This is a genomic window from Glaciibacter superstes DSM 21135 (genome assembly GCF_000421145.1).
Lineage (GTDB): Bacteria > Actinomycetota > Actinomycetes > Actinomycetales > Microbacteriaceae > Cryobacterium > Cryobacterium superstes.
The window spans coordinates 196,852-223,604 of record NZ_ATWH01000010.1; the positions used below are offsets into that span (position 1 = coordinate 196,852).

Consider the following 26,753-nt stretch of genomic DNA (forward strand, 5'->3'; position numbering starts at 1 on the left):
GCAATTATCTGCGCGTTAGCTGGGGCTTTCCTGAGAGTGGACGGTGTGTCGCCTCATGCGGTGACGTGTGTGGGGGAGACGCGGATGCAGCAGTTGCCTGCGCCAGGGTCGCTGTGCACGGTGTGTGCGTCGTCGCCGGACCCCTCGGCGAGGCCCGTGACCAGTTCGAAGTTCAGTTCGCAGACTATGTCGGTGTGCTTCTGGGCGAGACGGTGGAAGGGACAGTTGCCGAGAACCAGGTCGTTGCCGTCCGCACGGGGCTCAAAACCGTGGTCTTCCAGGGCGCCTGGAAGTGACCGCGCCGCAGCGCCGGCTTCGCGCCCGGCCGAAGCGGAGACCTGCCTGAGCGCCGAACGCACAGGCTCGCCGGTCTCGATGGAACGCTCGATCGCGCCGGCGAGGAGGTCGCCGGCGAGGTCATAGTGGCGCTCAGGCACACTGACGTTCACTTCGCCCGCCGTGCGTCGGTAGAGCTTGGCCGGGCGTCCGGCCCCTGGTCCTGAGCGACCGCTCAGTCGTCGATACTCGACGTCGACGAGCCCTTCGGCAGCAAGCCTGTCGAGATGGAAGGCCGCCGTTCCCCTGGAGAGCCCGACGGCTGCAGCCGCGGCGTCCCTGCCCACCGGCTCAGCGCTTCGAGACACGAAGGTATAAAGGGCCTGGCGGTTCGGGTCGGCGAGTGCGGTCAGCGTCGCGAGGCTCGCGTCTTTCGTCGTTCGGGGTGTCGCTGCCTCTGGTCGGAGTTCGTCGGCGCCCCGCGACGGTGTGCTGTGTGGCGGGATGCCGATGGCCGGGTCGATCATGACATCAGTCTAACTCTAAAACCAATCGATCTTGACAAAAGATTTCCCGGGCCATAGCGTCAGAGTATCCAGTCGGTGTATCCAGACGGTGTGGGTTCTCCGCCCTGGGAATGCTCGGCCGGTGCGGCAGTTGCGGAAAGGAAGCCATGTCGATCGCGGAACGAACCGAGGAGCCGCCGGACCATGCCCTGCGAGCGAGCCCTTTGCGCGTCGTCGAAGGCGAGGGTCCCAGTACGGGCAGTCCCAGTACGGGCAGCGGCTTCGACAGGCAGGCGGCGACCGTGGCCGTGGCCGATCTCCTGACGGCGCTCGGCCGTGACGTCCGAAACCCGCACCTGGCAGACACTCCGCGACGGGTCGCCGATGCGTTCATCGAGATGCTGACGCCGCACGACTTCGCGCTCACCACTTTTCCGAATGACGAGGGGTACGACGAGTTGGTGCTCGTGCAGGGCATCCCATTCCATTCCCTCTGCGAACATCACATGCTGCCGTTCACGGGCGTAGCCCACATCGCCTATCTCCCGGGCGAACGCATCCTGGGGCTCTCGAAACTCGCTCGTGTTCTGGAGTTCTTCGCGCGCGATCTTCAGGTGCAAGAACGCCTGACCAAGCAGGTCGCCGACTGGCTCGACGAGAAGCTCTCGCCGCGCGGAGTCGGCGTCGTCATCGAGGCCGAGCACGCCTGCATGTCCCTTCGCGGGGTGCAGGCGGAGGGCGCTCGCACCACGACGAGCGCGCTACACGGCCTGATCCGCGATGACGCTCGCACCAGGGAAGAGTTTTTCGCTCTCTGCGGTCTGCGCGGCTGAACCGCGTGCGAGCAGAGCGCCCACCCGTTCACACCGATAGGAGCTTGACATGGACAACACCGCGACGTCAGACAACACCGCGACTTCAGATAACACCGCGACGTCAGACAACACCGCGACCTTCGTGATCGTGGGGGGCGGGCTCGCCGGGGCACGCGCGGCCGAAGGCATCAGGGAAGAGGGTTTCTCGGGGCGCGTGGTGCTGGTCGCCGGCGAGGATGAATTCCCATACATCCGCCCTCCGCTGTCGAAGGAATACCTCGGCGGCACGGCAGAACGAGACTCGATCTTCGTGCATCCGGCCGAGTGGTACTCAGAACAGAATGTCGATGTTCTTCGCGGGCGCACGGCATCCGCTCTCTCCACGGAAACCCATGAAGTGACACTCGACAATGGTGAGGTGCTTCACTACGACAAGCTGCTCCTGGCGACCGGTGCCGGCTCGCGGCGGTTCCCCGGACCGGGAGTCGACCTGCCCGGTGTCTACCACCTGCGCACCGTTGGCGAGTCCGAGAGCCTGCACGAGGCGCTGAAGGCCGGCGGCAAGAAGGTGGTGATTGTCGGAGCAGGCTGGATCGGCCTCGAGGTCGCCTCCGCTGCCCGGCAGTATGGCAACGAGGTCACCGTACTGGGGCGTGAGACGGTGCCGCTGAACGTCGCGGTCGGTGACGAAGTCGGTTCGGTGTTCGGCGAACTGCACCGCCAGAACGGCGTCACTCTGCGAATGGAGACCGGCGTGAAGGAGATCGTCGGTGTCGCGAGCGGGGTGACCGGGGTGCTGCTCGACGGTGATCATGACGACAGCCCTTCCGACACGGGACCTGACGCCGGTGAGATTGTGCCTGCGGATGTCGTCGTCGTCGGTATCGGCGCCATTCCGAACGTTGGCCTGGCGAAGGACGCCGGACTCAACGTCGACAACGGCATCGTGGTCGACGCCTCATTCCGCACCTCCAACCCCGATGTCTACGCGGTCGGCGACGTCGCGAGCGTCTTCCACCCGGTTCTCGGCCACCACCTGCGCATCGAGCACTGGGGCAACGCGGAGAAGGCCGGCGTTGCAGCCGGCAGGTCCATGGCCGGCTCAGACGTGGAGTACGACGAGATTCCGTACTTCTACACCGACCAGTTCGACCTGGGAATGGAGTACTCCGGTTACGGCGAACTGGCGAAGGATGCCGACGTCGTGTTCAGGGGAGACCGCGACAAGCGGGAGTTCATTGCGTTCTGGGTGGCCGACCGCCGTGTGGTCGCAGGCATGAACGTGAACGTCTGGGACGTGAACGAGACCGTGCAGAACCTCATCCGTTCACGCGTCTCTGTCGACCCGGCGGCGCTGGCAGACGAAAGCAATAGTCTGGAAGCACTGATCACCACCCAGCCGGAACCCGCCTGACCGATAGACCCAACTGAGGACCCGTTATGGATGCTGCGCCGGCCGCCACGGTGAGCACGCCTCGTGGAGCGATCGTGCCGATGCTGCTCCATCCGGTACGCCGTATCGGCGGGCGCGATTTCGACTTCTCCCGGCAGGTCGCCGTGATGGCGATCGTCAACCGCACGCCGGATTCGTTCTATGACAGGGGCGCGAACTTCGCGCTTGACGCAGCGGTCGCCGCCGCGCGCCAGGCGATGGCCGATGGCGCGGACTGGGTCGACATCGGAGGTGCCAAATTCGCGCCGGGGCCGGCGGTTCCGGTCGAAGAGGAGATCGATCGGGTCGTTCCGGTGATCGAAGCGCTGAGGGGGTCTGGGGCGATCATCTCGGTCGACACCTTCCAGCCAGACGTTGCGCTGGCATCCCTCGCCGCCGGCGCGCACGTGATCAACGACACCACAGGGGTGCACGACCCGGCCATGGCAGAGGTCGTCGCCGACAGCGATGCGACGCTCGTCATCACGCACAGCCTCGCCGCCCCCAGAACGCCGTACCCGTCGCCCCAGTACGACGATGTGGTCGGCGAGGTGGCCGCGTTCCTGCGCGAGCGGGTCGACCTGGCCGTGTCGCGCGGTGTGCCGCTCGAACGGATCGTCGTTGATCCCGGCCACGACCTGAACAAGAACACGCGTCATTCGCTTGAATTGACCCGCCGGCTGGGGGAGCTCACCGAACTCGGGCCCCCGGTTCTCGCTGCCGTGTCGAACAAGGACTTCATCGGCGAGACGCTCGATCGCGAACGTGGCGAGCGGGTGTCAGGTTCGCTGGCGGCCGCGGTCTACTGCATCCTGCAGGGCGCTCGGATCGTGCGGATGCACAACGTGAGTGAAGCCGTCGACGCGGCGCGGATGACGGAGGCGATCCTCGGCTTTCGGGAGCCGGTGCACCTCCGGCACAATGTCGACTGAACGCATGTCGGCTGAACGCATGTCGGCTGAACGCATGTCGGCTGAACGCGTATCGACGAAAGGACTCTGGTGAGATGCTGAACCGCGACGAGGTCATCGAACAGTACCGTCTTGTCGACCGTGTGTCACCGTGGCTGCGCGTGAACTTCGTCTCGAGTCTCGACGGTGCAGCAACCCACGACGGGCTAAGCGGCGGCCTCGGCAACGACGACGACCGGCTGGTCTTCGACACCCTCCGCATGCTCTCCGACGTCATCGTCGTCGGTGCCGGAACCGTGCGGGCAGAAGGGTACGGCGGTGTGCGTCTCAGCGACTCGGATGCCGCGTGGCGCGTTGATGCCGGATTGCCGCCGCAGCCCAGGGTCGCGATCGTCTCGTCACGGCTGGACATCTCACCGGAGCATCCGTTCTTCACTGAGGCTGCCGTCACTGACGCGGACGGGCGACCGATTGTGATCACCCACGCGGCATCGCCGGCTGACCGGCGTGCGGCGCTCGGCGAAGTCGCCGAAGTGCTGGTGTGCGGGGAGGCGGCAGTCGATTGCGGGGTGATGTCTGAAGCGCTCGCCGAACGTGGGCTCACCCAGGTGCTCTGCGAGGGCGGCCCTCACCTGTTCGGCACGCTGATCGATGCCGACAGGGTCGACGAGCTCTGCCTGACCCTCAGCCCAGTGCTGGAGAACGGTTCTGCTGGGCGTATTGCGCGCGGAGGGGCAGCGGCCTCGCGCTCCATGAAGTTGATGCACGCGCTGCCCGCCGGCGACATGCTCTTTCTCCGCTACCACCGCCTTCGGAGCCACCCCGCTGGTTGATGACGTCGCTTGCTACGCGGCAGCGAGTGTCTGCAGGTCGAGAATCGTGTAGCTGTACCCCTGCTCCGCGAGGAACCGCTGCCGGTTCTGGGCGAAGTCCTGGTCGACGGTGTCGCGGGCGACCAGCGTGTAGAAGTTCGCCGACAAGCCAGACTCCTTCGGGCGCAACAGGCGACCGAGGCGCTGTGCCTCTTCCTGCCGTGATCCGTACGATCCTGACACCTGGATCGCCACCGTCGCCTCTGGCAGGTCGACCGAGAAGTTCGCCACCTTCGATACCACGAGCACGTTCTCCTCGCCGACCCGGAACGCCTGGTACAGCCGCTCCCGCTCATCGACCGGTGTCGCACCGGTGAGCTTCGGAGCACCGAGCTCCTCTGCGAGTTCATCGATCTGGTCGAGATACTGGCCGATCACCAGGATCCGCTCGCCCCTGTGCTTCTCGACCAGCTGCTTGACGACATCGAGCTTGGCTGGTGCGGTCGCCGCCATCCGGTAGCGCTCATCGTCGGCCGCTGCCGCGTAGCTGAGGCGCTCTGACTGCGGCAGGTCGATCCGCACCTCGTAGCACGCGGCGGGTGAGATGAACCCCTGCGCCTCGATCTCTTTCCACGGAGCGTCGAAGCGCTTGGGGCCGATCAGGCTGAATACGTCGCCCTCCCGGCCGTCTTCGCGCACCAGCGTCGCGGTGAGACCGAGGCGCCGCCTGGCCTGAAGCTCGGCGGTCAGCTTGAACACTGGAGCCGGCAGCAGGTGCACCTCGTCGTAGATCACGAGACCCCAGTCCATGGCGTCGAGCAGCGCGAGGTGGGCGTACTCGCCTTTCCGCTTCGCCGTGAGGATCTGGTAGGTCGCGATCGTGACCGGCTTGACTTCCTTGACCTGCCCAGAGTACTCGCCGATCTCCTCTGCGGTCAGGCTGGTGCGTTTGATCAACTCTGCGCGCCACTGGCGCGCAGAAACCGTGTTGGTGACAAGGATGAGGGTGTTCGTTTTCGCGGTCGCCATCGCTCCGGCGCCGACCAGCGTCTTGCCAGCGCCACAGGGAAGTACAACGACCCCTGAGCCCCCCTCGAAGAAGTTGGAGATCGCCTTGTTCTGATAGTCGCGCAGTGCCCAGTCAGACTCGTTGAGTGCGATCGGATGTGGGGTGCCTGGCGTGTAGCCGGCCAGGTCTTCTGCAGGCCAGCCCAGCTTGACCAGTTCCTGCTTGAGCTGCCCGCGGGCCCAGGGCTCGACGAGGAACGAGTCGGGTGACGGATGCCCGATGAGCAACGGGGAGATCCGCTTGGCGTTCGCGACTTCGGTCAGTACGGCCTGGTCACGGCTCACCAGGATCAGCTGGCCTTCGTCATCGCGCTCGATCACCAGTCGCCCGTAGCGTCCGACGGTCTCGGTGATGTCGACAGAGACCGTCTGTGGAATCGCGAACTTCGAGTACGTCTCCAGGGTGTGCAGCATGTCGGCGGCGTCGTGGCCGGCCGCACGTGCATTCCACAATCCCAGGCGGGTGATGCGATAGGTGTGGATGTGTTCTGGAGCGCGCTCCAACTCGGCGAACACCGCCAGATCGTGGCGCGCGTCTTCTGCCAGGGGGTGGGCGACTTCGAGCAGAACCGTGCGGTCGCTTTGGACGATCAGGGGGCCATCAGACATAGCCCTTAATCCTACGCCCGGATCGGGACTCCCTGTGCACCGCCCTCACGATGGCGTCGTCTGCCGCTTCGGTCAGGCCTCTGGTGTGATGCTGATGATGCTGGAGAGCGGCAGGGTGCGTTCGATGTCGGCTCGTCGGTCCCTGGCCCTGAACCGGCCGCCGCCGACGCTCGCGGGTTCGAGGAGGTAGTCGACGACCACACCACCCGGCATGGCGATGCTCACGGTGACGGTCTGTCGTGCACGGATCGCCACGTCGAGCTGCCTGGCCAGCCAGGCGCCGGCCGCCGCGCTTTCGCCGCCGTCGCCCGCACGCAGCGTCTCGATCAGTACTTTGAGTGGGTCCGCTATCGGCGGAGTTCTCACGCGGGCGAGCTGGTGCCGGCGGAGGTGCACGATCTCGCTGTCGCTGTTCTCGGCCGCTACCGGGTAGCGAGCGTCGCTCAGTGCCCAGAAAACGACATCCGCTGTGAACCTGCTCGTGAGTCTGCCCTCGCCGGCATCGCTGAGCGCGAGGGCCGACAGGGTCTGGTCGACAGATATCGCGCCGAGCAGGGCGGCATCGTCTGAGCGCACGTAACTGCGCTGCAGCGCGTCGCCGGGCAGGGCAGCGCCGACCCGCACCCGACCATACCGGGCGGCCGAGTCGGTGATCAGGTATTCGAGGGGCTGAGGGATGCCGGTCAGTGAGATTCCGCGGAGAAACTCGAGCAGAGACTCGGCGCTCTCACCGGCCGCCAGGGCGCGGTTCACCGATGAGTGGGTGATGCGATAGCTGGAAGCCAGCTCCCGGCTCTCCACGTCTGCCATGCTGCGGAGTCGTGCGTCGATCGACGGTGCGAGCGGACCGGGGGAGACGATCGACAAGTCGTGCTGCAGATAGACCTGGCCGACCTCATCGGGCAGCGCCTCAGCGATGCCGGCTACGGCTGCGTCGAGGTCGCCAGACAGCACAGCCGCTCCCACCGTCGACGTGGTGTGGTGGGAGGTGATTCCGATCAGTTCAGCGTCGCGGGCGAACTCCGCGATGCGGCCGTCCATCACCTCTCCGCCCGCCGGATACAGCCAGCCGACGAAACCACGCAGTCCCTCTCCCCACGACAACCCAGGTCTGCTCGAGAGGATGCCACGCACATCACTGGGCAGGGCAGCGTGCCACGACGCCGCAAGCGTGATCCAGCGCGCAGCGGTTCCGTCGAGAAGCCAGGATTCACCGCGGTCCGTTTCCAGCCAGTGTCCGTCGTCCAGGCCGATGAGCTTCGCCCGCGTCGCGATCGCCACCAACGGAACGACGGACTCGAGCTCGACCGACATCGCTGCGGCCAGGCGCTTGCTGTCTGGGAGCCCGATGCCGCCGCGGCTGAGTTCCCTGGCCGGTTCGCGTGAGAGCTCGTTGATCAATTCCGCAATCGACGACACCACAGAGAATGCACTCTCTGCGGCGAGGCGGTCGGTGAACCGGGTGTCGGTGTCGGAGACGGGGGCAAGGGCCGAGGGTGCGGGCTCGTTCGCGAGCTCTTCGGCAGATGGCAATCCTTCGGCGGGCCAGGCGCGCAGTCGCGCAGTGACGGCGTCGTAGGGAGTGAGCCGGTCGTCGCCGAGCGAGAGGAGCAAACGGGAGTCCAGAATTGCGACGCGCTCTGCGACATCCGTTGCCGTCACCGTGCGGCCGGCCGACACCGTGAGCCGTGCGGCAAGCTCGGAGATCGTCGGCGGGTTCGGGCTCTCACCCGTGACGGCAAGTACGGCGAGTGTGCCGCGGTCGAGACGGGTGAGCGCGTTCTGAACGGAGTCGGGTTCGAGCAGCGAATCAGCGAGATCGAAGAAGTCGCGGATGCCGCCGGTCGCGACATCACGAAGGGTGAGGGCACGATGCAAGGCGGCATCGTCCATGGCTCTGAGTCTGGTCGCGAGCATCAGCATGGCGGCTACGGGCGCTTCGCTTTGGCCTCGCGACCGCGGCGGATGCCGTTGACGACCAGCAGCCCGATCAGGAGGATGAAGCCGATTGGCAACCCGAAGAGCGGAAGAGTGATGACAAACGGCCACACACCCTGGCTGAAGCCGTCGTTGTCGCCGACCCCGGTGGCGGTTCCGATGAGCATGGCAATGAAGGCGAGGATCGAGAGTCCGACCACGCCCGCAACCATGTAGGCGAGGATTCGTTCGGTCCTGCTGGTGCTGTCGGCGATTGGTGTGGTCACCATTCAAGGATACGCAGGCCCGACGGCGCCGTTTGCGAATATGCTGGTGGTAATGACGCGCAGTTCAGCGCGCCCGAAACACATCGAGGTTCAGATGCCCACCGGCAAGGTCAAATTCTACGACGAAGAGAAGGGCTTCGGCTTCATCAGTTCTGATGAAGGCCAGGAGGTCTTCCTACACGCTTCGGCCCTGCCAGCCGGTACTACGGTGAAGGCGGGCACGAAGCTCGAATTCGGCATCGCAGACGGCAAGCGGGGCGCGCAGGCGCTTTCTGTGCGCGTGCTCGAATCGCCCCCCAGCCTGGTGAAGATCACCCGCAAGCCCGCAGACGACATGGCGATCATCGTTGAAGACCTGGTCAAGCTGCTTGACGGTATCGGCGCGAACCTGCGCCGGGGTCGCTACCCGGAGAGTTCGCACAGCCGCAAGATCGCCGCCATGCTCCGCAAGGTGGCAGAGGAACTGGATGCCTGAGTCCGAGCTCGATTTTCCCTTCGACGTGCCGGCGCGCAAGCCGGCACGAACAGACGATGCGAAGACGGATGCCACGGTCGCTACTGAAGTGACGGACGCTCCTGAAGTGACGGACGCTCCTGAAGTGACGGCCGCGTCGGAGACGGATGCTGCGGCGGACGCTCCTGAAGCGGTCGCCGCCGAAGCGGTCGCCGACGAGCCCGCCGCCGAAGAGATCTCAGTCGAGGTGCCGGCCGAGCCGATCGACGCCGACGATGTGCTGCTGGCTTCGGTCGAACTGGCGCGAGCCGCCTTGCTCGAAGACACGCCGGCCGACACCGTCGGCGAACCGGTCGGACACATCGTGGAGGGCGAGCACGTTCTATCGCTTCTCTTCGAGTGCACCATGACCGGCTATCCGGGCTGGAACTGGACGGTGACGTTATCGCGCATCGATGCGAACTCCGCGCCAACGGTTCTGGAAACCGAACTGATGCCGGGGGAGGCGGCCCTCCTTGCCCCTGACTGGGTTCCGTGGTCGGACCGCCTGTCCGATTATCGGGCTGCGCAGGAGCTCGCCTCTGCACAGGCTGCGTCCGAAGCGCAGGGTGCCGGAGATGACGACGGCGACGGCGACGGCGAACATGACGATTCAGACGATGACGACGACACTGACGACGATATCGATGGTGACATCGACGAGTTCGGCGACGATTCGCTCGATGGAATCGACTTCGGTGAGGCCCTAGCGGCGTCGGAACTGCACCCAGGCGAGGCCGACGAGGCCGAGGCCGAGGCCGAGGATGGCACACCAGAGCCACCAGCCGAGTCCGGCGACGGCGAGGGGTTCAGCGAAGACGACGACAAGAATGAGGGCGACAAGCCACGCCGCTGATCCCGCGAAGTATGCCTTGCGCGCATCTGTGCGCGCGGGCAGCGGGTCAGGGCGTCGCTCGCTGTCTTTCAGCCAGAAGCGCACGGGTCTTCGCTATCGTCCGAGGTGTTCGACGACATAGTCGACGGAGGAAATGAGCTGGTGCACATCGCTCGGATCGATGGCGGCGAAGGTGGCAACGCGTAACTGGTTGCGCCCCAGTTTGCGGTATGGATCGGTGTCGACGATGCCGTTGGAGCGGAGCACCTTCGCGACGGCCGCGGCATCCACTGCCTCGTCGAAGTCAACCGTGACCACGACCTGCGAACGATGGGCGGGGTTCGTCACGAACGGGGTCGCATAGTCGGCCTGTTCAGCCCAGTCGTAGAGGGCAGTAGACGACTCGGCGGTGCGGGCAGATGCCCAGGCCAGGCCACCGTTGCCGTTAATCCAGTCGAGCTGGTTCTCCAGCAGCAGCAGGGTGGTCACGGCCGGCGTGTTCAACGTCTGGTTGAGGCGTGAGTTACTGATCGCGTTCTTCAGGCTGAGGAACTCGGGAATGTACCGTCCGCTGGCGGCGATGCGCTCTACGCGTTCGATCGCAGCGGGGGAGAAGAGGGCAAGCCAGAGACCGCCGTCTGAAGCGAGGTTCTTCTGCGGTGCGAAGTAGTAGACATCCGCTTCGCTCGCCTCGAAGTCGATTCCGGCGGCGGCGCTCGTTGCGTCGATGACGGTGAGTGCGCCGTCGTCGCCGTTAACGCGGGTGACGGGGGCCATGACGCCCGTTGAGGTCTCATTCTGAGGCCAGGCATAGACGTCGATGCCTTCGGTGACGACGAACTCGGCACGTGAACCGGCCGGTGCATTGATCACGTCTGGGGCTTCGAGGAACGGTGTTTTCGCCGCAGCCGCGAACTTCTGTCCGAATTCGCCGAACACCAGGTTCTGGCTGCGGCGTTCGATGAGCGAGAAGGCTGCGGCGTCCCAGAATGCCGTTGAACCGCCGTTGCCGAGAACGACCTCGTAGCCGTCGGGGATGCGGAACAACTGGCCGAGTCCCTTTCTCACCCGGCCGACCAGATCTTTGACCGGAGCCTGGCGATGGGAAGTTCCGATGATGCCGACCGATCGCATCAGGTGCTCCAGCTGCTCAGGCCGCACTTTGGACGGGCCGCAGCCGAATCGACCGTCGACGGGCAGCAACTTGGAGGGAATTTTCAGATCCGGCATGAGGCGATTCTAACTGGCGTTGGTACCACGGGTAGGGTTGTGCCAGTGCGTGACAAACGCGGTTGACGGGCCGAGCGGGAGGCTGGGGATGACTGATCTGATCGATACCACTGAGATGTACCTCCGCACCATCCTCGACCTGGAGGAAGAGGACATCGTTCCTCTTCGTGCACGCATCTCCGAGCGTCTTGGCCATTCGGGGCCCACGGTCTCCCAGACCGTTGCCCGGATGGAGCGCGACGGGCTCGTTGTGGTCTCAGGCGACCGTCACCTCGAGCTCACGGAGCAGGGCCGTTCAAAGGCCGTGCACGTGATGCGTAAGCACCGCCTCGCTGAACGCCTGCTCAGCGACGTGATCGGGCTCGAATGGGAGTACGTACACGACGAAGCATGCCGCTGGGAGCATGTGATGAGTGAGCAGGTCGAGCGCAAGATCCTGGAGATGCTCGGCCACCCAACGGAGTCGCCGTATGGAAATCCGATCCCAGGTCTCGCCGAACTCGGCCACACGCCGGCCGCGGCGTTCATGACCGGCGTCACCAACATCGTTGCCGTCGTAGCAGCCGCGACCGAACCGGTGACGGCCGTCATTCGGCGCCTAGGCGAGCCGGTGCAGTTCGACCCTGATCTGCTCTTGCAGCTCAAGCAATCCGGTGTCATGCCGGGGGCGACCGGTGTGTTCTCGGCGGCGGGTTCGTATGTGCTCGTTCAAGTAGACGGCTTCGGCGACGGGCTCGAACTTCCCAACGAGGTGGCGAGTCACATCTTTGTGGAAACACCTGGCCTTGCCGCATCCTGACGGGCTCGCATCGTTCCAAATCGGTGGGACAGCGGTGGATTTTCGTTACCATTCTGTTAGAAAAGTCCCTTTTGAAGGTGACAAACAGGTGAACGTCCCGTAGCCTCGAACCTGTCCCACAGACCAGAAGCCGGTCGAAGGGCCCGAATCAAGACGTCTCCCGAGCCTGTCTCTTGATATCGGTACACATACGCGATCTGCGCATGGACAGGGCAACAACCTAGTGTTGCCGGGGCGCCGGAGGTTGACACTTTGGCTGCATTTGGTATGAAGCGATTCCGTTCAGAAACCCATCAGGCCACGACGGCCGCTGAGAAGGCCCACGCGGAAATCGCGTCAACGACGCACGATCGCTCGGCTTCGAACCAGCTGGCACCGCGCCGCCCGGTGCTCAAGCGTTCAGTGCGACGCGGGCCGATCGGCAACGTGGTCGTCATGGCCCTCGCCGGCGCACTCGTGGCCACGATCGCCCTCCCCGCCTATGCGTTCGCGCCCGGCTCGAACGACGCCCAGTTCGCCGCGACAGAGTCAACCCAGCTGTCCAAGACCGGCGCGCAGAAGGTCGACGTCGCCGACGAGGCGTCCACCGTGACCGTTGCTCGTGACGGATTCAAGGCCACAACGCCGGAAGAGCTCGCGGCGGCGGCCGAAGCCGCGGCCGCGGAGGCCAGGCGTGTTGAGGTCGCGGCACAGATGGAGACGTACGCGGCCGGTTATGACGGTCCATCCGTCGCCGACTACCTGGCGAACCCGCCATACCCGAACTTCGACCTCGCATCCGTGTACAACGTCGCCTCCCAGTACCTGGGCGTTCCGTACGTGTACGGCGGGGCGACTCCGGCCGGCTTCGACTGCTCCGGGCTCATCATGTATGTATATGCGCAGTTCGGCATCAGCCTGCCGCACTCCTCAACCGGTCAGGGAGCAGCGGGCACCCGTATCTCCGAGGCGGACGCTCAGCCGGGTGACCTCGTCATTATGGACGGGCACGATGGTTTCTATGCAGGGAACGGCAACATCCTGCACGCGCCGTATGAAGGCGCATCCGTTCGTGTGCAGCCGATCTGGACCAGCGACTACTACATCGTCCGCCTCGGCATCTGAGTCGAACGGGTCACCTGAGACACCGAGTCCCGAGCGCGCTGAACCTGGTGTGAATTCTCCGTGACCGGCGCGGTAAACCGGCGCGCCAGTGGTTCGACGTGGCTGAAAAGTGGGTTAACCTGAATTTCTGATGTTCTGCGGACCTTCGGGAGAGCCCATGCGCGAGAAAGGCACGATCCACACCATGGATCAGCGCCACTCCTGTGCGCATTGGCACAGCAGTCAGATATGCGGGAGCCACACTGTGGCCCCTGGGGCGTTGTCGTGATGACAGCGCCCTTTTTGTTTGCCTGTTCTCTCCGTTTCGTTGCATCAGACCGGTAGTTCGAATGGCTGGAAGCCGTCCAGTCGCTTTCGAAAGGAATCGCATGCGCACCCTGGTCCTCAACGCGGGCTACGAACCTCTTGCCGTTGTCTCGTTCAAGCGGGCACTCGTGCTGGTCATGAACCGGAAGGCGACGGTCGTTCAGATCGACCGTGAGCACCCGGTCTGGTCTGCGTCGGGCGTCTGGGAGCGGCCCAGCGTCATCCTGCTCACCAGGTATGTGCGGATTCCCCGAGCACGGGCGGTGCCGGTCAGTCGGCGCGGCGTGCTGCGTCGGGATGATCACCGGTGTGCCTATTGCGGCAAGTCGGCGAGCACCATCGACCACGTACTGCCGCGTTCGCGTGGCGGGCGCGACACCTGGGACAACCTGGTGGCGTGCTGCCTGCGGTGCAACAACGTCAAGGGTGATCACACGCCGTCGGAGATGGGCTGGAACATGCTGGTCGACCCTCGGATGCCGCAGGGAACGGGCTGGGTGATGCGCGGGGTTGAGCGGCCGCTGCCGCAGTGGGACGCGTACCTGGCTCCTGCCGCATGACCTGTTGCACGGCTCACCGAGATCATTCCGTGATCAGATCACGGAAAGATAACGTTTGAGCGTGACATCTCCGAGCCGGTCGAATAGGGTAGGGGAGTCCCACCGCCCGATTCCGGTATTCCAGAGGATTGTCTTTTGACCCAGCCCGGCATGTCCGGTTCTCCCGAGAACGCAGATTCCTCTGAGATCGGTGGCACTTTTCCCACGCGCCGCCAGTTGCGCGAACAGCGTGCCGCTGCAGAAGCTGCTGAAACGTCGTCCGGCTCGGTCGACGGTGGAGTGAAGACGACTGGCCAGCTGGCGTCCGATGACACTGCGCCAGGCATCCCTGAGGCCATTTCGATTGCGCCGTCCGGGTCCGGCCCGAGCGTTCCGCTCAAGCCGTCAGATGTCATGATTCCGGATGTCGCGGCGCGGGTTCGCGGGTTCGCGGGTTCGCGCCCCGCCCCGGCTCCCACGTTTGCAGCACAGTCCCGCAAGCCCGCCTCCAAACGACGGAGCCCGCTGAGAGTTGCGGCGACGTTGGTAGCCATTCCGGGATTGTTCATGACCATGGCGCTGCCGGCCTACGCTCTCGCGCCGAACGGCGAAATCGCTGGTGGAGCATCCGCTGCTCATATTCTGACCACGGACGGCGCCCAGGATCTCGACGTCGCGTCGTCAGCGGCGCGGGTCACTGTCGCTCGTGATGGGTTCTCGGCGACGACCGAAGAAGAGTTGACCACGCGTGCGCTGGAAGCCGAGCGCGCCGCCGCAGCAGAGCGTGCGGCCGAGGCGGCCGCGGCATCTCCAGGCTCGTGGGCAGTGCGCGGGCCGCGGGCCGAAGGTGACGACTATCCGTGGCCGTATGAGGCGACGGATAACCAGGGCGGCGGGCTTTCACCGCTCGGGTACTACTACCGCGAATGTGTTGACTTTGTGGCGTGGCGCTTGAACCGCGATGCCGGAGCCTCTGCCGGCAACTGGATTTGGACCTGGAAGACCATGACGCCGAACGGCGGCAACGCCTCCGCGTGGGCGAGCGCCTGGGAGAGCCACGGGTGGGCCACGAGCAATGAGCCGGTGGTCGGCGCGGTGGCCTGGTTCAACGGCAACCACGTGGCGTATGTGCAGTCTGTCCCCGGCGACGGCACAGTTGTGCTTGAGGAGTACAACTGGGGCAACGATCACGCGTACCACACGCGCACGATCCCGAGCGGCGAGGTCGCGCTGTTCCTCTACCCGCCGGCGTAGGTGTATCGAGGGCGCGCGCCATTTGCGCGCCCATGCACCAGGCGCGCATGGCGCGTTCGCGCGGAATTGGCGCGTCGCGCTGAGCCGCTAAACTTGTCGGGTCAGCCTCTGTAGCTCAATGGAAGAGCAGTTCCGTCCTAAGGAAATGGTTGGGGGTTCGAGTCCCTCCAGGGGCACTTAATGTTCGACGTTCCAACCTGCAACCAAATGCTTGGTGCAGGGACGTCGGACTCGTTGGGAGCAGCAGCTCGCTTGGCGGACCAGTCGTGGGCTTCGCGGGCCTTCTCTGGGTCGAGGATGATGTTGAACGGTTCGGCGAGGACGGGCCGCATGATATTGTCCTCGTCGATGTAGATCTTGGTGAAGAAGGCCTGGTTGCAGAGCCGGCGGGTCTGGTCGTCGCATCCGGCGTAGATCCGTGAGACGTCCGCGGCGAGCTCGAGGCAGTCGTTGATGTGCAGCCGTGCTTCGGCGTAGTCGTTGTGGTGCTCGGCGAGGCGTGAGTCGATGTCGTCGAATTCGGCGCGGAGCTTGTCCTGTCTGGCTTTGAACTGCTCGAGGCTGAGCGCGTCGGCGAGGTGTGCATCCAGGAGCCGGTCTTGTTCGGCGAGGTTTCTCGTGCGCCTGGCGGTGAGTTCGGCAGCTTCGGTTCCTGCGGACGCGGTGAGGCGGTCCAGCTCGGCGTTCAGCGTTTCGCGGAGCACGTCGATGGTCGCTGGTGGGATGCGGATGTTGCGGTAGTAGTCGGCGATGAGTTCCTCGACGTCGGTGGTGTGGATGGCCTTCTGGGTGCAGTCCGTGACGCGTTGGTGTCTGCCGGAGCAGACGAAGTAGGGGTAGATCGTGCCCTGCCTGGAGCGGGCATGGTTGATCAGGAACCGTGAATCGCACGCTCCGCAGAACACGGTGCCTTTCAGGTAATGGTCGTGGCGTTGGGTGCGGTCCCCCGAGAGATTGTGCGCGGACAGGACACCTTGCACGGCGAGCCAGACTTCGGGTTCGATCAGGCGCGGGTGTTCCCCGTCGTAGCGGACGCCCTTATAGACGACGTCGCCCTTGTAGTAGGGGTTTCGGAGCATCCGGTGCACGGACGATAACGCGATCGGATGGGCCGACCTGCTCGGGGTGGGCAGGGTCGTGAGGCCGCGTCCGACGAGTTCGTTCTGGAGCTCGGCGAGGCTGTAGTTGCCGGAGGCGTAGGCCTGGAAGGCCCAGGTCACCAGGTGGGAGCGTTCGGGATCGATCGCGATGGAGCGGATCTCGCGGCCGAGGGCGTCGCGCTCAAGGGTGTTGCGGTAACCAACAGGCGCTTTCGTGGGAGTGCCACCGCCCATCGCTTTCTGGGTCATGCCTTTTACGACCTCGGTGGCGAGGTTGCGGGAGTAGAACTCTGCGATGGTCGACATGATGCCGTGCAGCAGCATCCCCGACGGGGTCTCGTCGATGTTCTCAGTCGCCGAGACGAGGGTGACGCCCGCTTCTTGCAGGGCGTAGTGGATGGCGACATCATCGGCACGATTCCGAGCGAGCCGATCCACCTTGTGCACGATGCAGTACTTGACCCGGTGCGCCTTCACGTACCGGAGGAGGCGTTGCAGATCTGGGCGGTTCACGCTGCGAGCAGACTCACCTGCGTCAACGAACTCCTCGACGATGACCGCACCGAGCGTGTCGGCCTTCTTCTGGTTCGCCGCCCGTTGCGCGGGGATGGAGAAGCCCTCGTCCTTCCCTCCCTTCTCGGCTTGTTCCTTGGTGGAGACACGCAGGTAGGAGATTGCTTCGGCCATGTCGCGTGCGGGTAGCGGGAGACCCGGCACCTCTCGGGTGGGGGTGAGCGTGGCTTGGGCAGCCATCAGGATTCCTCCGAATCAGTCGTCAACGAAAACAGACGACCCGGATCCGGGCGAGGTACTGGCGTCAAGGAGCGCGTGCGAGACTTCGAGATTCGCAAACCCTGTGAGGGGTGCGGCTGCATTCCCCGGAAGCTGGAAGAAGAGCTCCGAGCGGGGTCCGCCCTTGTTTTGATAGCGCGCCCGACGCAACCTGCCGGTCACGGGGCGTGGCTTGTGATGTTAGCTCTGCCTACCCGTGTTCGGGCGGTGGGTGCCGGGTTTGAGAGAAGACGGCAGAGCGGCTTCTTCCCTTGATGTGCGGGCGTCGGCGACGCGCTGCAGAGCGAGGCGGATGATCATCTCGGTGAGCTTGCCGACATCGGGCTCCTCCCGATGTACTGCCCGCACAGTGAGGGCGCGCTCGTCGCGAGGAACGTAGTCGGTCTTGCGGCGGTAGACACGCGTGCGTCCCATCAGACGGCACCCCCGTCGGCGACGACAGCGCGGATCACGGTGTCCTGTTCGTCGCGCCGTGTTGCGACCTGCTCGTCAACGAACGCGAGGAAATCCTTGATGCGTTCGGTGACCGGACGTTCCGTGTTGTCGGGCTCGGTCCAGCCTTCAGCTTCCCCGCCAGGCCAGACGGTGATGCGGGTAGGGCGGTCCCGGTCAAGGCGGGTGCCCGAAATTGTGACCCAATCCCGGAGTCGCTCGCGAGCCTGGGCGAAGTCGTGATGCCAGGCCAGGGCTTGATTGCCTTTGGCTTGCGCGTCGAAGCAGAACAGCCAGTGCTGGCGGAGTGCCGAAAGCTCCCACAACAGTTCGGGGTGACGGTGCCACATGGGCGGGACGATCTGCGGGGGCAGTCCGTACTCGTGCCGCAGCCAGTCGACCCAGGCGTTCAACTCCAGGAGTTCGTGCTCGAGATCATCCGGCGGAAGACGTCGCCAGTTGATCGGACGCGGTATCTCTCCCAGGTGGGAGGCGATGTTGTTGACGTAGGCCTCCTCGGCGAACTGCTTCGTCTTCGCCGCAACCTCCGGCGGCAGATCCGATAGGTCGATCTCGCTGAAATCGGGACCCTGCTCGAGGCCCGGGTCTTCGGGCAGGTCAGGTGGTGCGATGTCGTCAGCGTTCATGGTGGATGCCTCCAAGGCAGAAATGAGCAAAGAAGAAGGTGGCTCCACGCCTGTGGAGCGGGAGGGTGCGGCGACCAGTCAGGGCGAGAAGGCTGGTCGCCGCACCCGGCCTATCGGGCGAGGGTTCCGGGACCCGCGGCCGCCGCGACGGAGGCGACAGCCGGTTCGGGTTCGAGCTGCGCTTCACGTTCTGCAGTCGCTGCAGCGACCGGGTCCTGACCGGCGCTTTCCCGCTCGGTGGTATCGCGTCCTGCATTGCGGTCGGGTCGGCTGCGGTCGACGTCGTAGGTAGTGATGTTGTTGTCGTGCCCGACACGGGAGGCGACGAACTGGTCGCGCTGGACTTCCTCGCCGTTCACCGTCTGCGCGTAGGTGCGGGTCTCGCCTTCGGCGATGAACGCGTCGTCCTTCTGGAACTGGGCGTAGGCGCGCTCCGCGGACTTGCGGAACATCACGAGATCGGTGAACGTCGACTCCAACTTGGTGAACGACCCACTGTCCTCGCGCTGGAAATGTTCTTGCCGCACCCGCGCGTAGAAGCGGGCGTCGCCGTTGACGGTGAACGTCAGATCAGGGTCGGATGCGATGAACCCGGATAGGGATTCCTTCGTGGTGATTGCCATGGCGTTGTACCTCCAGAGGTCTCGTGGTCGCCGCCGGCTGTGCTGCCGGGGCACAAGACAGGTACGACCCGCGAGTCCGGTTACTGGATGCCAGCCTGCAGCGCCTGCTCGACAGCGGTGCGGTCTGTTTGGAGGGTTTTCGCGTCGGCGCGTTTCGGCCAGCGACGCAGGTCCGTGATGATCGGGCGGGCTGTGCGGAGCATTACCACCCCGGTGCCGAACGGCAGGGTCCGCAAAACGTCGGGCGGGAGGATCGGGACACGGCGGATGGAGCGCTGGTTGGAGTGGGCACCGTAGGCGTCGGTGGTGACGCTGTCGGTGGTCTCATCACGGTCACCGATCAGGGTGGAGAGGTCTTGCAGGTCGCGGGAGTTGGACGCGCCGCCGAGGATGATCTTCACGATCGAGGCGTCCCAGATCGCGTTCGCCTGGTTCTCTCCCCACTTCTCCCGCGCCTGCGCCAAGGACTGCAGCACCGGCAACGGAGTGATCCCGGTACCACCACCTTCTGCCATCAGCATTGGCAGGCTGGGTAATGGGGCGAGGTTGCCGATCTCATCCAGCGCGAGCAGCAACGGTGGATCCATCCGGGCACCGGGTGAGCGGGCGGCGATCTTCCTGGCCGTCTCGACGAGATCTTCGATGAACGCTGCGACCAGCGCTGAGGAGGCTCCGGCTCCGGCACCGGTTGCCAGAAGGTACAGGGTCCCGTTGCCACGTAGGAACGTTTCCGGGTCGAACTCCATATCGGGAGCAGGCGAAACGGCGTCGAGGACGCGGGGGTCTGCGAGGGCGGAGAACGCGAGTGAGACGCCTTGCCAGATGGAGTCGCGGGTGCGGGGGTCTGCCTGCACCATCGCGTCCAGGGAGTCCGCCCATCCTTCGGCCGCGTTCGGGTGGGAGGAGAGGATCCGTACCGCGTCGGCGGCGAGGGTCGGGTTCAGTGCCCACTGGTACAGGGTTTTCGCGTCCCGCCCGTCGAGCGCTGCAGCGTGCAGCAGGGTCTGGATCGCGGCGGTCGTTTTCCCTTCCCAGAAGCCGGCATCTTGGACGCCTCCGAAACCGGTCGCGGTGGCGAGTCCTTTGGCGCGGATCATCGCCGTCAGCGGGTCTTGGCAGCCACGAACCGGCGACCAGCGCATCCCGGCCGGGAGCCCTGGGGCGAGTTGCTGCGGGTCGAACACCGCGACCGGGCCGACACGCTCCCTGGCCTTCAACGTCGCGGTGAGATTGTCCGGCCGCGTTGACGTGGTGATTACCGCGCCCGGTGCGTCGAGGATCGCGTTGATGACGATGTGGAGGCCTTTGCCTGAGCGGGGTGGTCCGATCAGCAGGATGCTGTCTTCCACCGTCGCCCACACTTGCCCGCCCTTCCCTGTTCCGAGGAGATATCCGACATCGGCAGGACTGACCTTCCCGGTCAGTGAGGGGCGCAGCGTGGCCGCCTTCTTCACCAGCGCTTTCGCCGATGCGACCTGGATGACCTCGCTGGCTGTGGCGGTGCCTGCGAGGCGGTGCGGATCGACCTTCGCCCGGTCCCGTTGGAAGGCCCGCCACACGTAGAACCCTGCCGTTCCGAGGATCCCGAGGAACACAGTGACGAGGGCCCAGTACAGGACCGGGTTCAACCCGGCAGCGCCCAACGGGGTCCCTGGGTCAGCAGCGTTGGTGAGGACTGCGATCCCGGTGGCGATCCCACCGGTGGGTTCGGGGAGGCCGGCGAGGAACGCGGCTACGCTCCCGGCGAGCCGCAGTAACCCTGCGAAGCCCGCGCCAGCGACGAGGGCTCCGAGGACGAGATTGATGACGACATCGTTGGCGGGTTTCGCCTGCACCGGACCGGACATAAGAGGCCACCTTCCTGACCCCGCGGGTGTTGGCGGTGGGGTCAGGAGAACAGGTGCGGCCGACGAGGGTTCAGTCGATGCGTTGCACCGACGTGGTCCCCGAGATCCGCCCTAACAAGATCACCTCACCGGTGATACCGGGCTTCTCACTGAGGTCCAGGAGCGTGCGGGCCGTACCGTCGGGTCCGGCAGAGGAGTGGCGCAGGACCAGGGCAAGGGCAACATCCTCACCGGGAACGAACCCGCCGCCGGTGAACTCCAGCAGCGACGGCGGAGCGATGGGCACCGGCAGATCAGTGGGTGGTGCGAAGGGTGATGGTGGTGGGGGCGGGGTGAGGATGTCGGCGTGGATGCTGCCATCCATCTCTCGCACCTCCACCCGTGTCGGCGTCCCCAACTGGGTCACGAGCTCGGTCACGGCCTGAGCGATCTCATCCCGCCGGATCGGGGTCGCAGGAAGCCGGACGCCGTTCACGCTGACCACGAGCGAGTCCGCGTTCATGGCCTCCAACACGATCTGCGGCAACACCGCCGGCACGGCCGCAGGGGTCGACGTCGGTGCGGAGGTCGCTGGATTCTGGTGCTCACGGCGAGTGCGGCGCAGGCTCATGACCGTACCTCCAGCCCTAGCGTTCCTCCGCGGGGACTCATGGGTGTTCGGAGGCGTGTTCTCTGAGGGTTCATGTGCGGTAGGTGCGCAGCCCCACCGTCGTACTCGGGGCCTCCCCAACAGTTGGGGCCTCGGTACTCAGATTGGCTTCCCGTGCAGCGAGGCCGTGGGTAGTGTTCGCCCAGGTCTCGGCGACAGCGATCAGCTGCTCGACATTGCCCGAGGCCACCTCGCCTTGCCCAAGGGTGACCCACTCGTAGGTACCGTCGCCTTGTCGGCGGAGGGTTTCGGCCTGCCAGGTCCAGGAGGTGGGGACCCGGTCAGGGTCAGACCAATCGGTACCGGTGTACTGCTCCTCGATCGCCAACCGTGAACGAGAACCCGCGGCCGGGTAGAGCACGAAATGGCCAGCCCCGAAAGTCTCCGGATCTTCCTCGCTGAGCACGACATGCTCACCGTAGGTCTGGGAGACCCGGCTCAAGGCCACGCTCAGGGCGTCCATGTTTCGGACGAGCTGCTCCTCGTTCTCAGCACTCATCGTGGCGCTCCGCACGGCTGGAATGTAGGCTCATGACAGATGTCCGGGCTGGCCCAGATCCCCGTGATTTCGCGGATTTCCGGTCATTCTTTGAGTCGTATCGAAGGCCCGGAGCTCGTCCGGATGTAGCTGGTGTTGCACGACGAAGCTAGATTCCTTGATCCGCCACAGTCCTTGCCCTGTGCCAAGGCTGGGGAGGAGTCTCTGCTCGGTGCCGGTGAGGCCGAGGGCTTTGCCGGTGGCTCCGACCTGGTCGGATTCTTGCCGGTAGATGATCCTCGACTCCGCATTCGCGAGGAGCGAGTTGGCGAGGGCTCTCATCGCGGATCCTTGGTCGCCGACATTGTCGAGGTCGGTGAGCTTGTGGAAAATTAAGAGATTCGCGATCCCGTAATGGCGGGACATCCGCCACTGAGCGTCCATGCGTTTCAGTAACGCCGGGTGTGACATCAGCCGCCAGGCTTCGTCATAGACGACCCATCGTTGTCCGCCGTTGGGGTCCAGGAGTGCGGATTCCATCCAGGCGCTCGAGCAGGTCATCAACACCGAGATCAGGGTCGAATTCTCGACCACCCGTGACAGGTCCAAGGTGATCATCGGCAGCGTCGGGTCGAACTCTACGGTGGAGGGGCCGTCGAAGAGGCCGGCGAGGTCTCCGGAGACCAGGCGTCGTAGGGCGTGGCCGACGAGCCGGCCGTCCTCCGCGAGCCGGTCGTCGCTACCGGTGTCGGGGGTGAGGATGCGGTCGACGATCATCGGCAGAATGGGCACCGACGCCGTCTCCACCACCGCCTGCAACGCGACATCGATCGCTGTGTGCTCGAGCGGTGACAGGGGACGGTCGAGGACGGTCTCGGCGAGGGCTCCGATGAGGTCGCGGCGGCGGGACGCGACGGTGGTGGTCCACTCGATGTCGGAGAGTCCGCTCGGCCGGTATCCCGCATCGAGCGGGTTGAGGCGGTTGCGGAGTCCGTGGCCGAGGATGATTGCCTTCCCGCCGACGGCCTCCGCGATCGCGGTGTGCTCACCTTTCGGGTCGCCGGGAATGTAGACGCGACGCCCGAACGGGATGCTGCGCGTGTACAAGGATTTGGCGAGGGATGATTTCCCGGATCCGACGATGCCCGCCAAGACCAGGTTCGGAGCGGTGATGATCCCGCGCTGGTACAGCACCCACGGGTCATACACGAACGACCCGCCTGAGTAGAGGTCTTGGCCGACGAACACGCCTTGGGAGCCGAGGCCACCCTCAGCAAGGAACGGGTAAGCGCCCTGCAACGTTGCGCTCGTGTCCTGATGCGGCGGCACCCGAAACCGCCGATACGACCGCAACGCCGCCGCCCCCGCCTCGCCATCTCGCGGGAGGTAGAGGGTACTGCGGGCGACCGCCTGCTCCACGCTGAGCTTCGCCCTCTGAACCTCTTTCTGTGCGGCCTGGTTGCGAGCGATGATGTCGTGGGCTGCGCGTTCGCGTACTTTGCGTGCACGGCGTTTGCCCTTGCCGTCCTCGACGAGGACCGTCGAATAGAGCTTCTTGGATCCGTGTTTTCCCATGCGTGTGCCTTCCCTGACCAGCGGCTGATGTGAATCAGGTACGCGAAGGGAATCCGCCGGGGACGACGTTGCATCGGCAGACTGCGCGGGTGACTTGTGGATATCTGCGTGCGCGAGGGGGGACTTGAACTGACCTCGACCCCCTCGCACCACAAATCATTACTGACCGTTTTGCTGCATAAGATCAACGATCTATGACAAGTGATCTGTGGATAACTCCGCCGGGATGCCCCGACTTACACGTTGCTTAGCGCTTCTATTAGCACTTTTCGCGACTCGGGCGAAGTCGCGCCAGTGGTACATGTCAGTTCCTGGGCCGGCCCGGGATCGCGATGGCTGCAATGACGGTAGCTCCGAGGGCTGCGATCGCGATTGCGAGGAACGCCTGCTTGAACCCGGCATCCCCACCTGTGGTCAAGCTGGCTGCAGCGATACTGGACACGGTGGCGACGCCGATGGATGCGCCGAACTCGTGGAACGTGCTCAGCAGGCCTGACGCGATCCCGGCCTCTTCTGGTGCGACCTGCCCGAGTGCGGTGATGGAGGCCACGACGAAGAGCATTCCGATGCCCAATGCACCGAAGCTGATTCCGATCGTCGTGGTCAGTGTCGTTGGGATCAGCGCGGGAACCATCAGGCCTGCTGCGCCGACGATCATGCCGGTCGCGCCCAGTTTGCGCGCTCCGAGCTTGCCAACGAGCCGCCCCGCGAGCTGCGCACCAACCATTGTTGCCACTGCGATCGGCAGGAACAGCAGACCGGTCACGAGCGGGCTGTGTCCGGCGAACTGTTGGAAGTAGAACGTGCCGAGGAAGAACACCGCGACCATCAGCGCCGTCGCGATCCCGAGCACGAACACACCGGCCCATACCGGGCGTCTGCCGAGCAGGCTGAGGTTCATCAGCGGTGAAACTGTGGTGCGCTGCCACCAGCCGAACAGCACGTAGAGCACGACGGCGATCCCAGCCGTCAGCAGCGTCATGGGTGCCGTCCATCCCGCCTCGCCTGCGGTGGTCAGCGAGTAGATCGCCAGGCCGGTAGCGGCGGTCACCAGCGTCGTACCGAGTACGTCGAGGCGTGGCCTCGTGCCGGGCTGTGGAGGCAGGGGCGGCAGCACGCGGAGCAGACCGATCAAAACGATTGCGCCGATGGGCACGTTGATGAAGAACACCCAGGGCCAGCCCGGGCCAACAGTTATGAGGCCACCCAACAGCACTCCAACTGCTGCGCCGCCCCCGCCCAGGGCCGACCAGATCCCGAGTGCACGGTTGCGCTCATCACCCTCGAATAGCCTCACCACGACCGACAAGGCAGCGGGCGACAGCATGGCAGCCCCGACCCCCTGGGTGATCCGTCCAGCGAGCAGGAACGTTGCACTATCGGCGAGGCCTGCCGCAAGCGACCCCAAGACGAAGACGGTGAGCCCTGTATAAACGATGGGCTTGGCGCCGAACAGATCGGCGCTGCGACCGCCGAGCAACATCAGGCCACCAAACGCGACCGTGTACGCGGCGACGACCCAGGTCAGCGCCTCTCGCGACAGTGATAGGTCCGCCTCCATCTGTGGCAGGGCAATTGCGACGACGGTCACATCAAGGATCAGCATGAACTGGGCCGCGCCCAGCAACGCCAATGCGAGCCATCGTCGTGGGTATGCACCAGTGGCAGTGCCGGTTGATGTTGGCGTGGTCATCATTCCTCCTAAATCAATCAAGCATGTACGAGTTATAGCACTTAGACTATCTCGTATATTCCTGTATGACTTATGAAGGGTGTCGAACGTGACCGAACCCAGGGGCGGACGACACGCGGTCACGCCGGAGCGTGCGGCCAACCAGCGGGCAGACGCGCAGCGCAACCGGGCAGCGATCCTCGCGGCCACCCCTGTCGCACTGCAGAACAACCCGGAAGCCTCGATCGCCGACATCGCAGCTGAAGCTGGCGTGGGGCGCATGACTCTGTACGGGCATTTCAAGAGCCGCGTGGAGCTGATCGAAGCCGCGTTGATCGAAAGCCTCGGCCACGGCGAGGAAGTCCTCTCCCAGGTTCCGCTGGACGGCAACGCTTCTGAAGCGTTCAGCCGCCTGATCACGTCAAGCTGGACGCTCCTCGATCAAGCCCGCGCGCTCCTCACCGCTGCTCAGAAGGAACTTCCTCCTGAGCGCATCCGCGAACTGCACGAGAAGGCCGAAGCCCGGATGCGAGGCGTTCTTGAACGCGGCCAGCGCGAGGGCGAGTTCCGTACTGACCTACCAGTGAGCTGGCTACTGGCCACCACACACGTCGTGATGAACGCCGCCGCAGCAGAGATCACGGCCGGTCGACTCCACCCCGGTGACGCTGCCCACTTCATCGACGCCACCCTGCGCCCGGCATTAGGCAGGGCAGCACGTTCCTGAGAGCCGACGCATCTGCCAGCTCGCGAGCTCACCCGTTTCTCGCCGTCTCCAGCCTCCTGCCCCTATGAATGCACGTATGCGTCCAGCCGGTCGAAGCTCTCGTTCCAGAACTGCTCGAACCCGCCGGTGCACTCGTGAACCGCTTGCAGCACACGGGCGTCAAGGTTGTACGGGCGTTGCTTGCCTGCCTTGCGGTCCCGCAACAGCCCGATCTCTCGGAGCACCCGCAGGTGCTTGGACGCCCCCGGTTGGGACATCCCCAGCTCCTGGGACAACTCGGTCACCGGTCTCTCACCGGTCCGCAGCAGCGCCAGGATCTCCCGACGCCGGGGCTCGGCGACCGCGTTGAAGACGTCCGATGACGCTTGGATGGAATTGGGCCTAAGTAGGTGCTTCTCAAACCGCTCAGATCGTTGATTTCCCGTGTTCTCAAGGGATCGAGCCAGCGTGGCCCGCGGATTCGTGGCGGGCGGGAGGTGACTCATCGAGACAGGAAATCTCGGAGAATCTGAACTATGCCCAAAGCGGTGTACTGGTGGCTTTCGCCTTGTACCGTCTGCCATTGAGCGGTCGGGAGCACTTCCGCGAGACGACGGGCGGCCTTGTGCTGGTAGGCGGGGCTCTCGCTACCGACCATCACCAGAGTGGGGATTGTGATCGGTTGGAAACGATCCAGGGATGCCGGATCGCCCTTCTGCGTATCCCCCATGATCAGCCCGTCGTACGAGATGGTGTGGGTCACGCTCTCCAGGGCGCGCCAAAGAGGAATCTCGGTGATCCCCGCAGCCGCCTCAGCCGGCACCCCCACCGCCTCAATCATGAACAGCTCGAACGCGTCGCCGCGTCGTCCGTCTGCGACCAGCGCATCGAACCGCTCGGTGAAATCAGCACTTCTCTGCGGGTATCCCGCGTACACGTAGAACGGCGGCTCATAGCAAGCAAGTCGCGAGATCGGGAGGCCGTGAAGCACCGCCTCGAGCGCCAGGACTGCACCGGAAGACTCGCCGAACAGAGCGGC

At 64.9% G+C, this 26,753-nt stretch carries 28 protein-coding genes, 1 tRNA gene and 2 pseudogenes; 14 read left to right on the forward strand and 17 right to left on the reverse strand.

Annotated features, from left to right (window positions below; all coding sequences use genetic code 11):
• Positions 1–53: 53 nt before the first annotated feature.
• Positions 54–803 carry a helix-turn-helix transcriptional regulator gene (locus K323_RS26405; RefSeq protein WP_022886102.1) on the reverse strand — a complete coding sequence of 250 codons (750 nt, stop codon included), beginning with the start codon at positions 801–803 and terminating at the stop codon, positions 54–56.
• Positions 804–949: 146 nt separating this feature from the next.
• Here K323_RS26405 and folE point away from each other — a divergent pair, with 146 nt between their 5' ends.
• From folE to K323_RS0115065, 4 genes are all read left to right on the forward strand, one after another.
• Positions 950–1,615, forward strand: a complete 666-nt coding sequence (folE, locus tag K323_RS0115050; protein ID WP_022886103.1) for a GTP cyclohydrolase I FolE — start codon at positions 950–952, stop codon at positions 1,613–1,615.
• A gap of 49 nt (positions 1,616–1,664) precedes the next feature.
• On the forward strand, positions 1,665–3,011 hold the full coding sequence (locus K323_RS0115055) for an NAD(P)/FAD-dependent oxidoreductase (protein ID WP_022886104.1): 1,347 nt from the start codon (positions 1,665–1,667) through the stop codon (positions 3,009–3,011).
• A 26-nt stretch (positions 3,012–3,037) separates the two neighbouring features.
• Positions 3,038–3,961, forward strand: a complete 924-nt coding sequence (gene folP / locus K323_RS0115060) for a dihydropteroate synthase (RefSeq protein WP_022886105.1) — start codon at positions 3,038–3,040, stop codon at positions 3,959–3,961.
• Between the two features lie 74 nt (positions 3,962–4,035).
• Positions 4,036–4,773 (forward strand): pyrimidine reductase family protein, encoded by a 738-nt coding sequence (locus K323_RS0115065; protein WP_022886106.1) that lies wholly within the window; start codon positions 4,036–4,038, stop codon positions 4,771–4,773.
• 12 nt (positions 4,774–4,785) lie between these two features.
• On the opposite strand, the gene K323_RS0115070 is transcribed toward K323_RS0115065, so the two are convergent.
• The 3 genes from K323_RS0115070 to K323_RS0115080 form a co-directional block, all read right to left on the reverse strand.
• The gene (locus K323_RS0115070; protein WP_022886107.1) at positions 4,786–6,429 is read right to left on the reverse strand and encodes a DNA repair helicase XPB; all 1,644 of its coding nucleotides are present in this window, start codon (positions 6,427–6,429) and stop codon (positions 4,786–4,788) included.
• Between the two features lie 72 nt (positions 6,430–6,501).
• A complete protein-coding gene (locus K323_RS0115075) occupies positions 6,502–8,322 on the reverse strand; it encodes a helicase-associated domain-containing protein (RefSeq protein ID WP_245570999.1) in 1,821 nt (606 codons plus the stop codon).
• 35 nt (positions 8,323–8,357) lie between these two features.
• On the reverse strand, positions 8,358–8,633 hold the full coding sequence (locus tag K323_RS0115080; protein WP_022886108.1) for a hypothetical protein: 276 nt from the start codon (positions 8,631–8,633) through the stop codon (positions 8,358–8,360).
• A 94-nt stretch (positions 8,634–8,727) separates the two neighbouring features.
• Between K323_RS0115080 and K323_RS0115085 the strand changes: the two genes are divergently transcribed.
• Together K323_RS0115085 and K323_RS30520 are read left to right on the forward strand one after the other, a co-directional pair.
• Positions 8,728–9,108, forward strand: a complete 381-nt coding sequence (locus K323_RS0115085; RefSeq protein ID WP_026851701.1) for a cold-shock protein — start codon at positions 8,728–8,730, stop codon at positions 9,106–9,108.
• Positions 9,101–9,628, forward strand: a pseudogene (locus tag K323_RS30520) (DUF3027 domain-containing protein); the annotation flags it as partial. The gene K323_RS0115085 and the pseudogene K323_RS30520, both read left to right, overlap by 8 nt.
• Positions 9,629–9,832: 204 nt before the next feature.
• Here the strand turns inward: K323_RS30520 and K323_RS30525 are convergent.
• Complete coding sequence (locus tag K323_RS30525; protein WP_245571000.1) at positions 9,833–10,066, reverse strand: DUF2530 domain-containing protein; 234 nt, start codon at positions 10,064–10,066, stop codon at positions 9,833–9,835.
• Between the two features lie 9 nt (positions 10,067–10,075).
• Positions 10,076–11,191, reverse strand: a complete 1,116-nt coding sequence (gene serC, locus K323_RS0115095) for a phosphoserine transaminase (protein ID WP_022886111.1) — start codon at positions 11,189–11,191, stop codon at positions 10,076–10,078.
• An 88-nt stretch (positions 11,192–11,279) separates the two neighbouring features.
• Here serC and K323_RS0115100 point away from each other — a divergent pair, with 88 nt between their 5' ends.
• The 7 genes from K323_RS0115100 (at position 11,280) to K323_RS30535 (ending at position 16,077) form a co-directional block, all read left to right on the forward strand.
• Positions 11,280–11,990, forward strand: coding sequence for an iron-dependent transcriptional repressor DtxR (locus tag K323_RS0115100; RefSeq protein WP_022886112.1), 711 nt, complete (start codon positions 11,280–11,282; stop codon positions 11,988–11,990).
• Positions 11,991–12,242: 252 nt separating this feature from the next.
• A complete protein-coding gene (locus tag K323_RS26415; protein WP_245571001.1) occupies positions 12,243–13,094 on the forward strand; it encodes a C40 family peptidase in 852 nt (283 codons plus the stop codon).
• A 368-nt stretch (positions 13,095–13,462) separates the two neighbouring features.
• Positions 13,463–13,960, forward strand: coding sequence for an HNH endonuclease (locus K323_RS0115110; RefSeq protein ID WP_022886114.1), 498 nt, complete (start codon positions 13,463–13,465; stop codon positions 13,958–13,960).
• 135 nt (positions 13,961–14,095) lie between these two features.
• Positions 14,096–15,193 (forward strand): CHAP domain-containing protein, encoded by a 1,098-nt coding sequence (locus K323_RS28980; protein WP_157509454.1) that lies wholly within the window; start codon positions 14,096–14,098, stop codon positions 15,191–15,193.
• 104 nt (positions 15,194–15,297) lie between these two features.
• Positions 15,298–15,369 (forward strand) — tRNA-Arg (locus tag K323_RS0115120).
• 90 nt (positions 15,370–15,459) lie between these two features.
• On the forward strand, positions 15,460–15,615 hold the full coding sequence (locus K323_RS30530) for a hypothetical protein (protein WP_245571002.1): 156 nt from the start codon (positions 15,460–15,462) through the stop codon (positions 15,613–15,615).
• Between the two features lie 156 nt (positions 15,616–15,771).
• A complete protein-coding gene (locus K323_RS30535; protein ID WP_026851702.1) occupies positions 15,772–16,077 on the forward strand; it encodes a hypothetical protein in 306 nt (101 codons plus the stop codon).
• Here the strand turns inward: K323_RS30535 and K323_RS30540 are convergent.
• The 9 genes and pseudogenes from K323_RS30540 to K323_RS0115180 all read right to left on the reverse strand — a co-directional run.
• Positions 15,988–17,046 (reverse strand): annotated as a pseudogene (locus tag K323_RS30540) (recombinase family protein); the annotation flags it as partial. The gene K323_RS30535 and the pseudogene K323_RS30540 overlap by 90 nt on opposite strands.
• Positions 17,047–17,265: 219 nt before the next feature.
• Positions 17,266–17,499 carry a hypothetical protein gene (locus K323_RS0115145; protein ID WP_022886116.1) on the reverse strand — a complete coding sequence of 78 codons (234 nt, stop codon included), beginning with the start codon at positions 17,497–17,499 and terminating at the stop codon, positions 17,266–17,268.
• Entirely contained in the window at positions 17,499–18,164 is a 666-nt protein-coding gene (locus tag K323_RS26425; RefSeq protein ID WP_022886117.1) for a hypothetical protein, read from the reverse strand. Before K323_RS26425 ends, K323_RS0115145 begins: the two co-directional genes overlap by 1 nt.
• Before the next feature lie 110 nt (positions 18,165–18,274).
• A complete protein-coding gene (locus K323_RS26430; protein ID WP_022886118.1) occupies positions 18,275–18,787 on the reverse strand; it encodes a single-stranded DNA-binding protein in 513 nt (170 codons plus the stop codon).
• A gap of 80 nt (positions 18,788–18,867) precedes the next feature.
• Positions 18,868–20,634: a type IV secretory system conjugative DNA transfer family protein gene (locus tag K323_RS0115160; RefSeq protein ID WP_022886119.1), complete on the reverse strand. Its 1,767-nt coding sequence runs from the start codon at positions 20,632–20,634 to the stop codon at positions 18,868–18,870.
• 70 nt (positions 20,635–20,704) lie between these two features.
• Complete coding sequence (locus K323_RS28985; RefSeq protein ID WP_022886120.1) at positions 20,705–21,244, reverse strand: hypothetical protein; 540 nt, start codon at positions 21,242–21,244, stop codon at positions 20,705–20,707.
• 70 nt (positions 21,245–21,314) lie between these two features.
• Entirely contained in the window at positions 21,315–21,797 is a 483-nt protein-coding gene (locus tag K323_RS0115170; RefSeq protein ID WP_211219865.1) for a hypothetical protein, read from the reverse strand.
• 15 nt (positions 21,798–21,812) lie between these two features.
• A complete protein-coding gene (locus tag K323_RS0115175) occupies positions 21,813–23,336 on the reverse strand; it encodes an ATP-binding protein (RefSeq protein ID WP_022886122.1) in 1,524 nt (507 codons plus the stop codon).
• A gap of 304 nt (positions 23,337–23,640) precedes the next feature.
• On the reverse strand, positions 23,641–25,029 hold the full coding sequence (locus K323_RS0115180; protein WP_026851704.1) for an MFS transporter: 1,389 nt from the start codon (positions 25,027–25,029) through the stop codon (positions 23,641–23,643).
• A gap of 88 nt (positions 25,030–25,117) precedes the next feature.
• On the opposite strand from K323_RS0115180, the gene K323_RS0115185 reads away from it, so the two are divergent.
• Positions 25,118–25,735: a TetR/AcrR family transcriptional regulator gene (locus tag K323_RS0115185; protein WP_033373318.1), complete on the forward strand. Its 618-nt coding sequence runs from the start codon at positions 25,118–25,120 to the stop codon at positions 25,733–25,735.
• Positions 25,736–25,797: 62 nt separating this feature from the next.
• On the opposite strand, the gene K323_RS0115190 is transcribed toward K323_RS0115185, so the two are convergent.
• Together K323_RS0115190 and K323_RS30060 are read right to left on the reverse strand one after the other, a co-directional pair.
• Positions 25,798–26,298 (reverse strand): ArsR/SmtB family transcription factor, encoded by a 501-nt coding sequence (locus tag K323_RS0115190; protein ID WP_342663008.1) that lies wholly within the window; start codon positions 26,296–26,298, stop codon positions 25,798–25,800.
• Positions 26,217–26,753 (reverse strand): alpha/beta fold hydrolase (locus K323_RS30060; protein WP_022886126.1); only part of this gene is annotated, 537 nt, incomplete at its 5' end. The genes K323_RS30060 and K323_RS0115190, both read right to left, overlap by 82 nt.

What these genes read in the sequence shown, in the direction of transcription:
- K323_RS26405 (WP_022886102.1), bottom strand. Translation starts at nt 803, where the DNA reads ATGATCGACCCGGCCATCGGCATCCCGCCACACAGCACACCGTCGCGG.
- folE (WP_022886103.1), top strand. Translation starts at nt 950, where the DNA reads ATGTCGATCGCGGAACGAACCGAGGAGCCGCCGGACCATGCCCTGCGA.
- K323_RS0115055 (WP_022886104.1), top strand. Translation starts at nt 1,665, where the DNA reads ATGGACAACACCGCGACGTCAGACAACACCGCGACTTCAGATAACACC.
- folP (WP_022886105.1), top strand. Translation starts at nt 3,038, where the DNA reads ATGGATGCTGCGCCGGCCGCCACGGTGAGCACGCCTCGTGGAGCGATC.
- K323_RS0115065 (WP_022886106.1), top strand. Translation starts at nt 4,036, where the DNA reads ATGCTGAACCGCGACGAGGTCATCGAACAGTACCGTCTTGTCGACCGT.
- K323_RS0115070 (WP_022886107.1), bottom strand. Translation starts at nt 6,429, where the DNA reads ATGTCTGATGGCCCCCTGATCGTCCAAAGCGACCGCACGGTTCTGCTC.
- K323_RS0115075 (WP_245570999.1), bottom strand. Translation starts at nt 8,322, where the DNA reads ATGGACGATGCCGCCTTGCATCGTGCCCTCACCCTTCGTGATGTCGCG.
- K323_RS0115085 (WP_026851701.1), top strand. Translation starts at nt 8,728, where the DNA reads ATGCCCACCGGCAAGGTCAAATTCTACGACGAAGAGAAGGGCTTCGGC.
- serC (WP_022886111.1), bottom strand. Translation starts at nt 11,191, where the DNA reads ATGCCGGATCTGAAAATTCCCTCCAAGTTGCTGCCCGTCGACGGTCGA.
- K323_RS0115100 (WP_022886112.1), top strand. Translation starts at nt 11,280, where the DNA reads ATGACTGATCTGATCGATACCACTGAGATGTACCTCCGCACCATCCTC.
- K323_RS0115110 (WP_022886114.1), top strand. Translation starts at nt 13,463, where the DNA reads ATGCGCACCCTGGTCCTCAACGCGGGCTACGAACCTCTTGCCGTTGTC.
- K323_RS0115145 (WP_022886116.1), bottom strand. Translation starts at nt 17,499, where the DNA reads ATGGGACGCACGCGTGTCTACCGCCGCAAGACCGACTACGTTCCTCGC.
- K323_RS26425 (WP_022886117.1), bottom strand. Translation starts at nt 18,164, where the DNA reads ATGAACGCTGACGACATCGCACCACCTGACCTGCCCGAAGACCCGGGC.
- K323_RS26430 (WP_022886118.1), bottom strand. Translation starts at nt 18,787, where the DNA reads ATGGCAATCACCACGAAGGAATCCCTATCCGGGTTCATCGCATCCGAC.
- K323_RS0115160 (WP_022886119.1), bottom strand. Translation starts at nt 20,634, where the DNA reads ATGTCCGGTCCGGTGCAGGCGAAACCCGCCAACGATGTCGTCATCAAT.
- K323_RS28985 (WP_022886120.1), bottom strand. Translation starts at nt 21,244, where the DNA reads ATGAGCCTGCGCCGCACTCGCCGTGAGCACCAGAATCCAGCGACCTCC.
- K323_RS0115175 (WP_022886122.1), bottom strand. Translation starts at nt 23,336, where the DNA reads ATGGGAAAACACGGATCCAAGAAGCTCTATTCGACGGTCCTCGTCGAG.
- K323_RS0115180 (WP_026851704.1), bottom strand. Translation starts at nt 25,029, where the DNA reads ATGACCACGCCAACATCAACCGGCACTGCCACTGGTGCATACCCACGA.
- K323_RS0115190 (WP_342663008.1), bottom strand. Translation starts at nt 26,298, where the DNA reads ATGGCAGACGGTACAAGGCGAAAGCCACCAGTACACCGCTTTGGGCAT.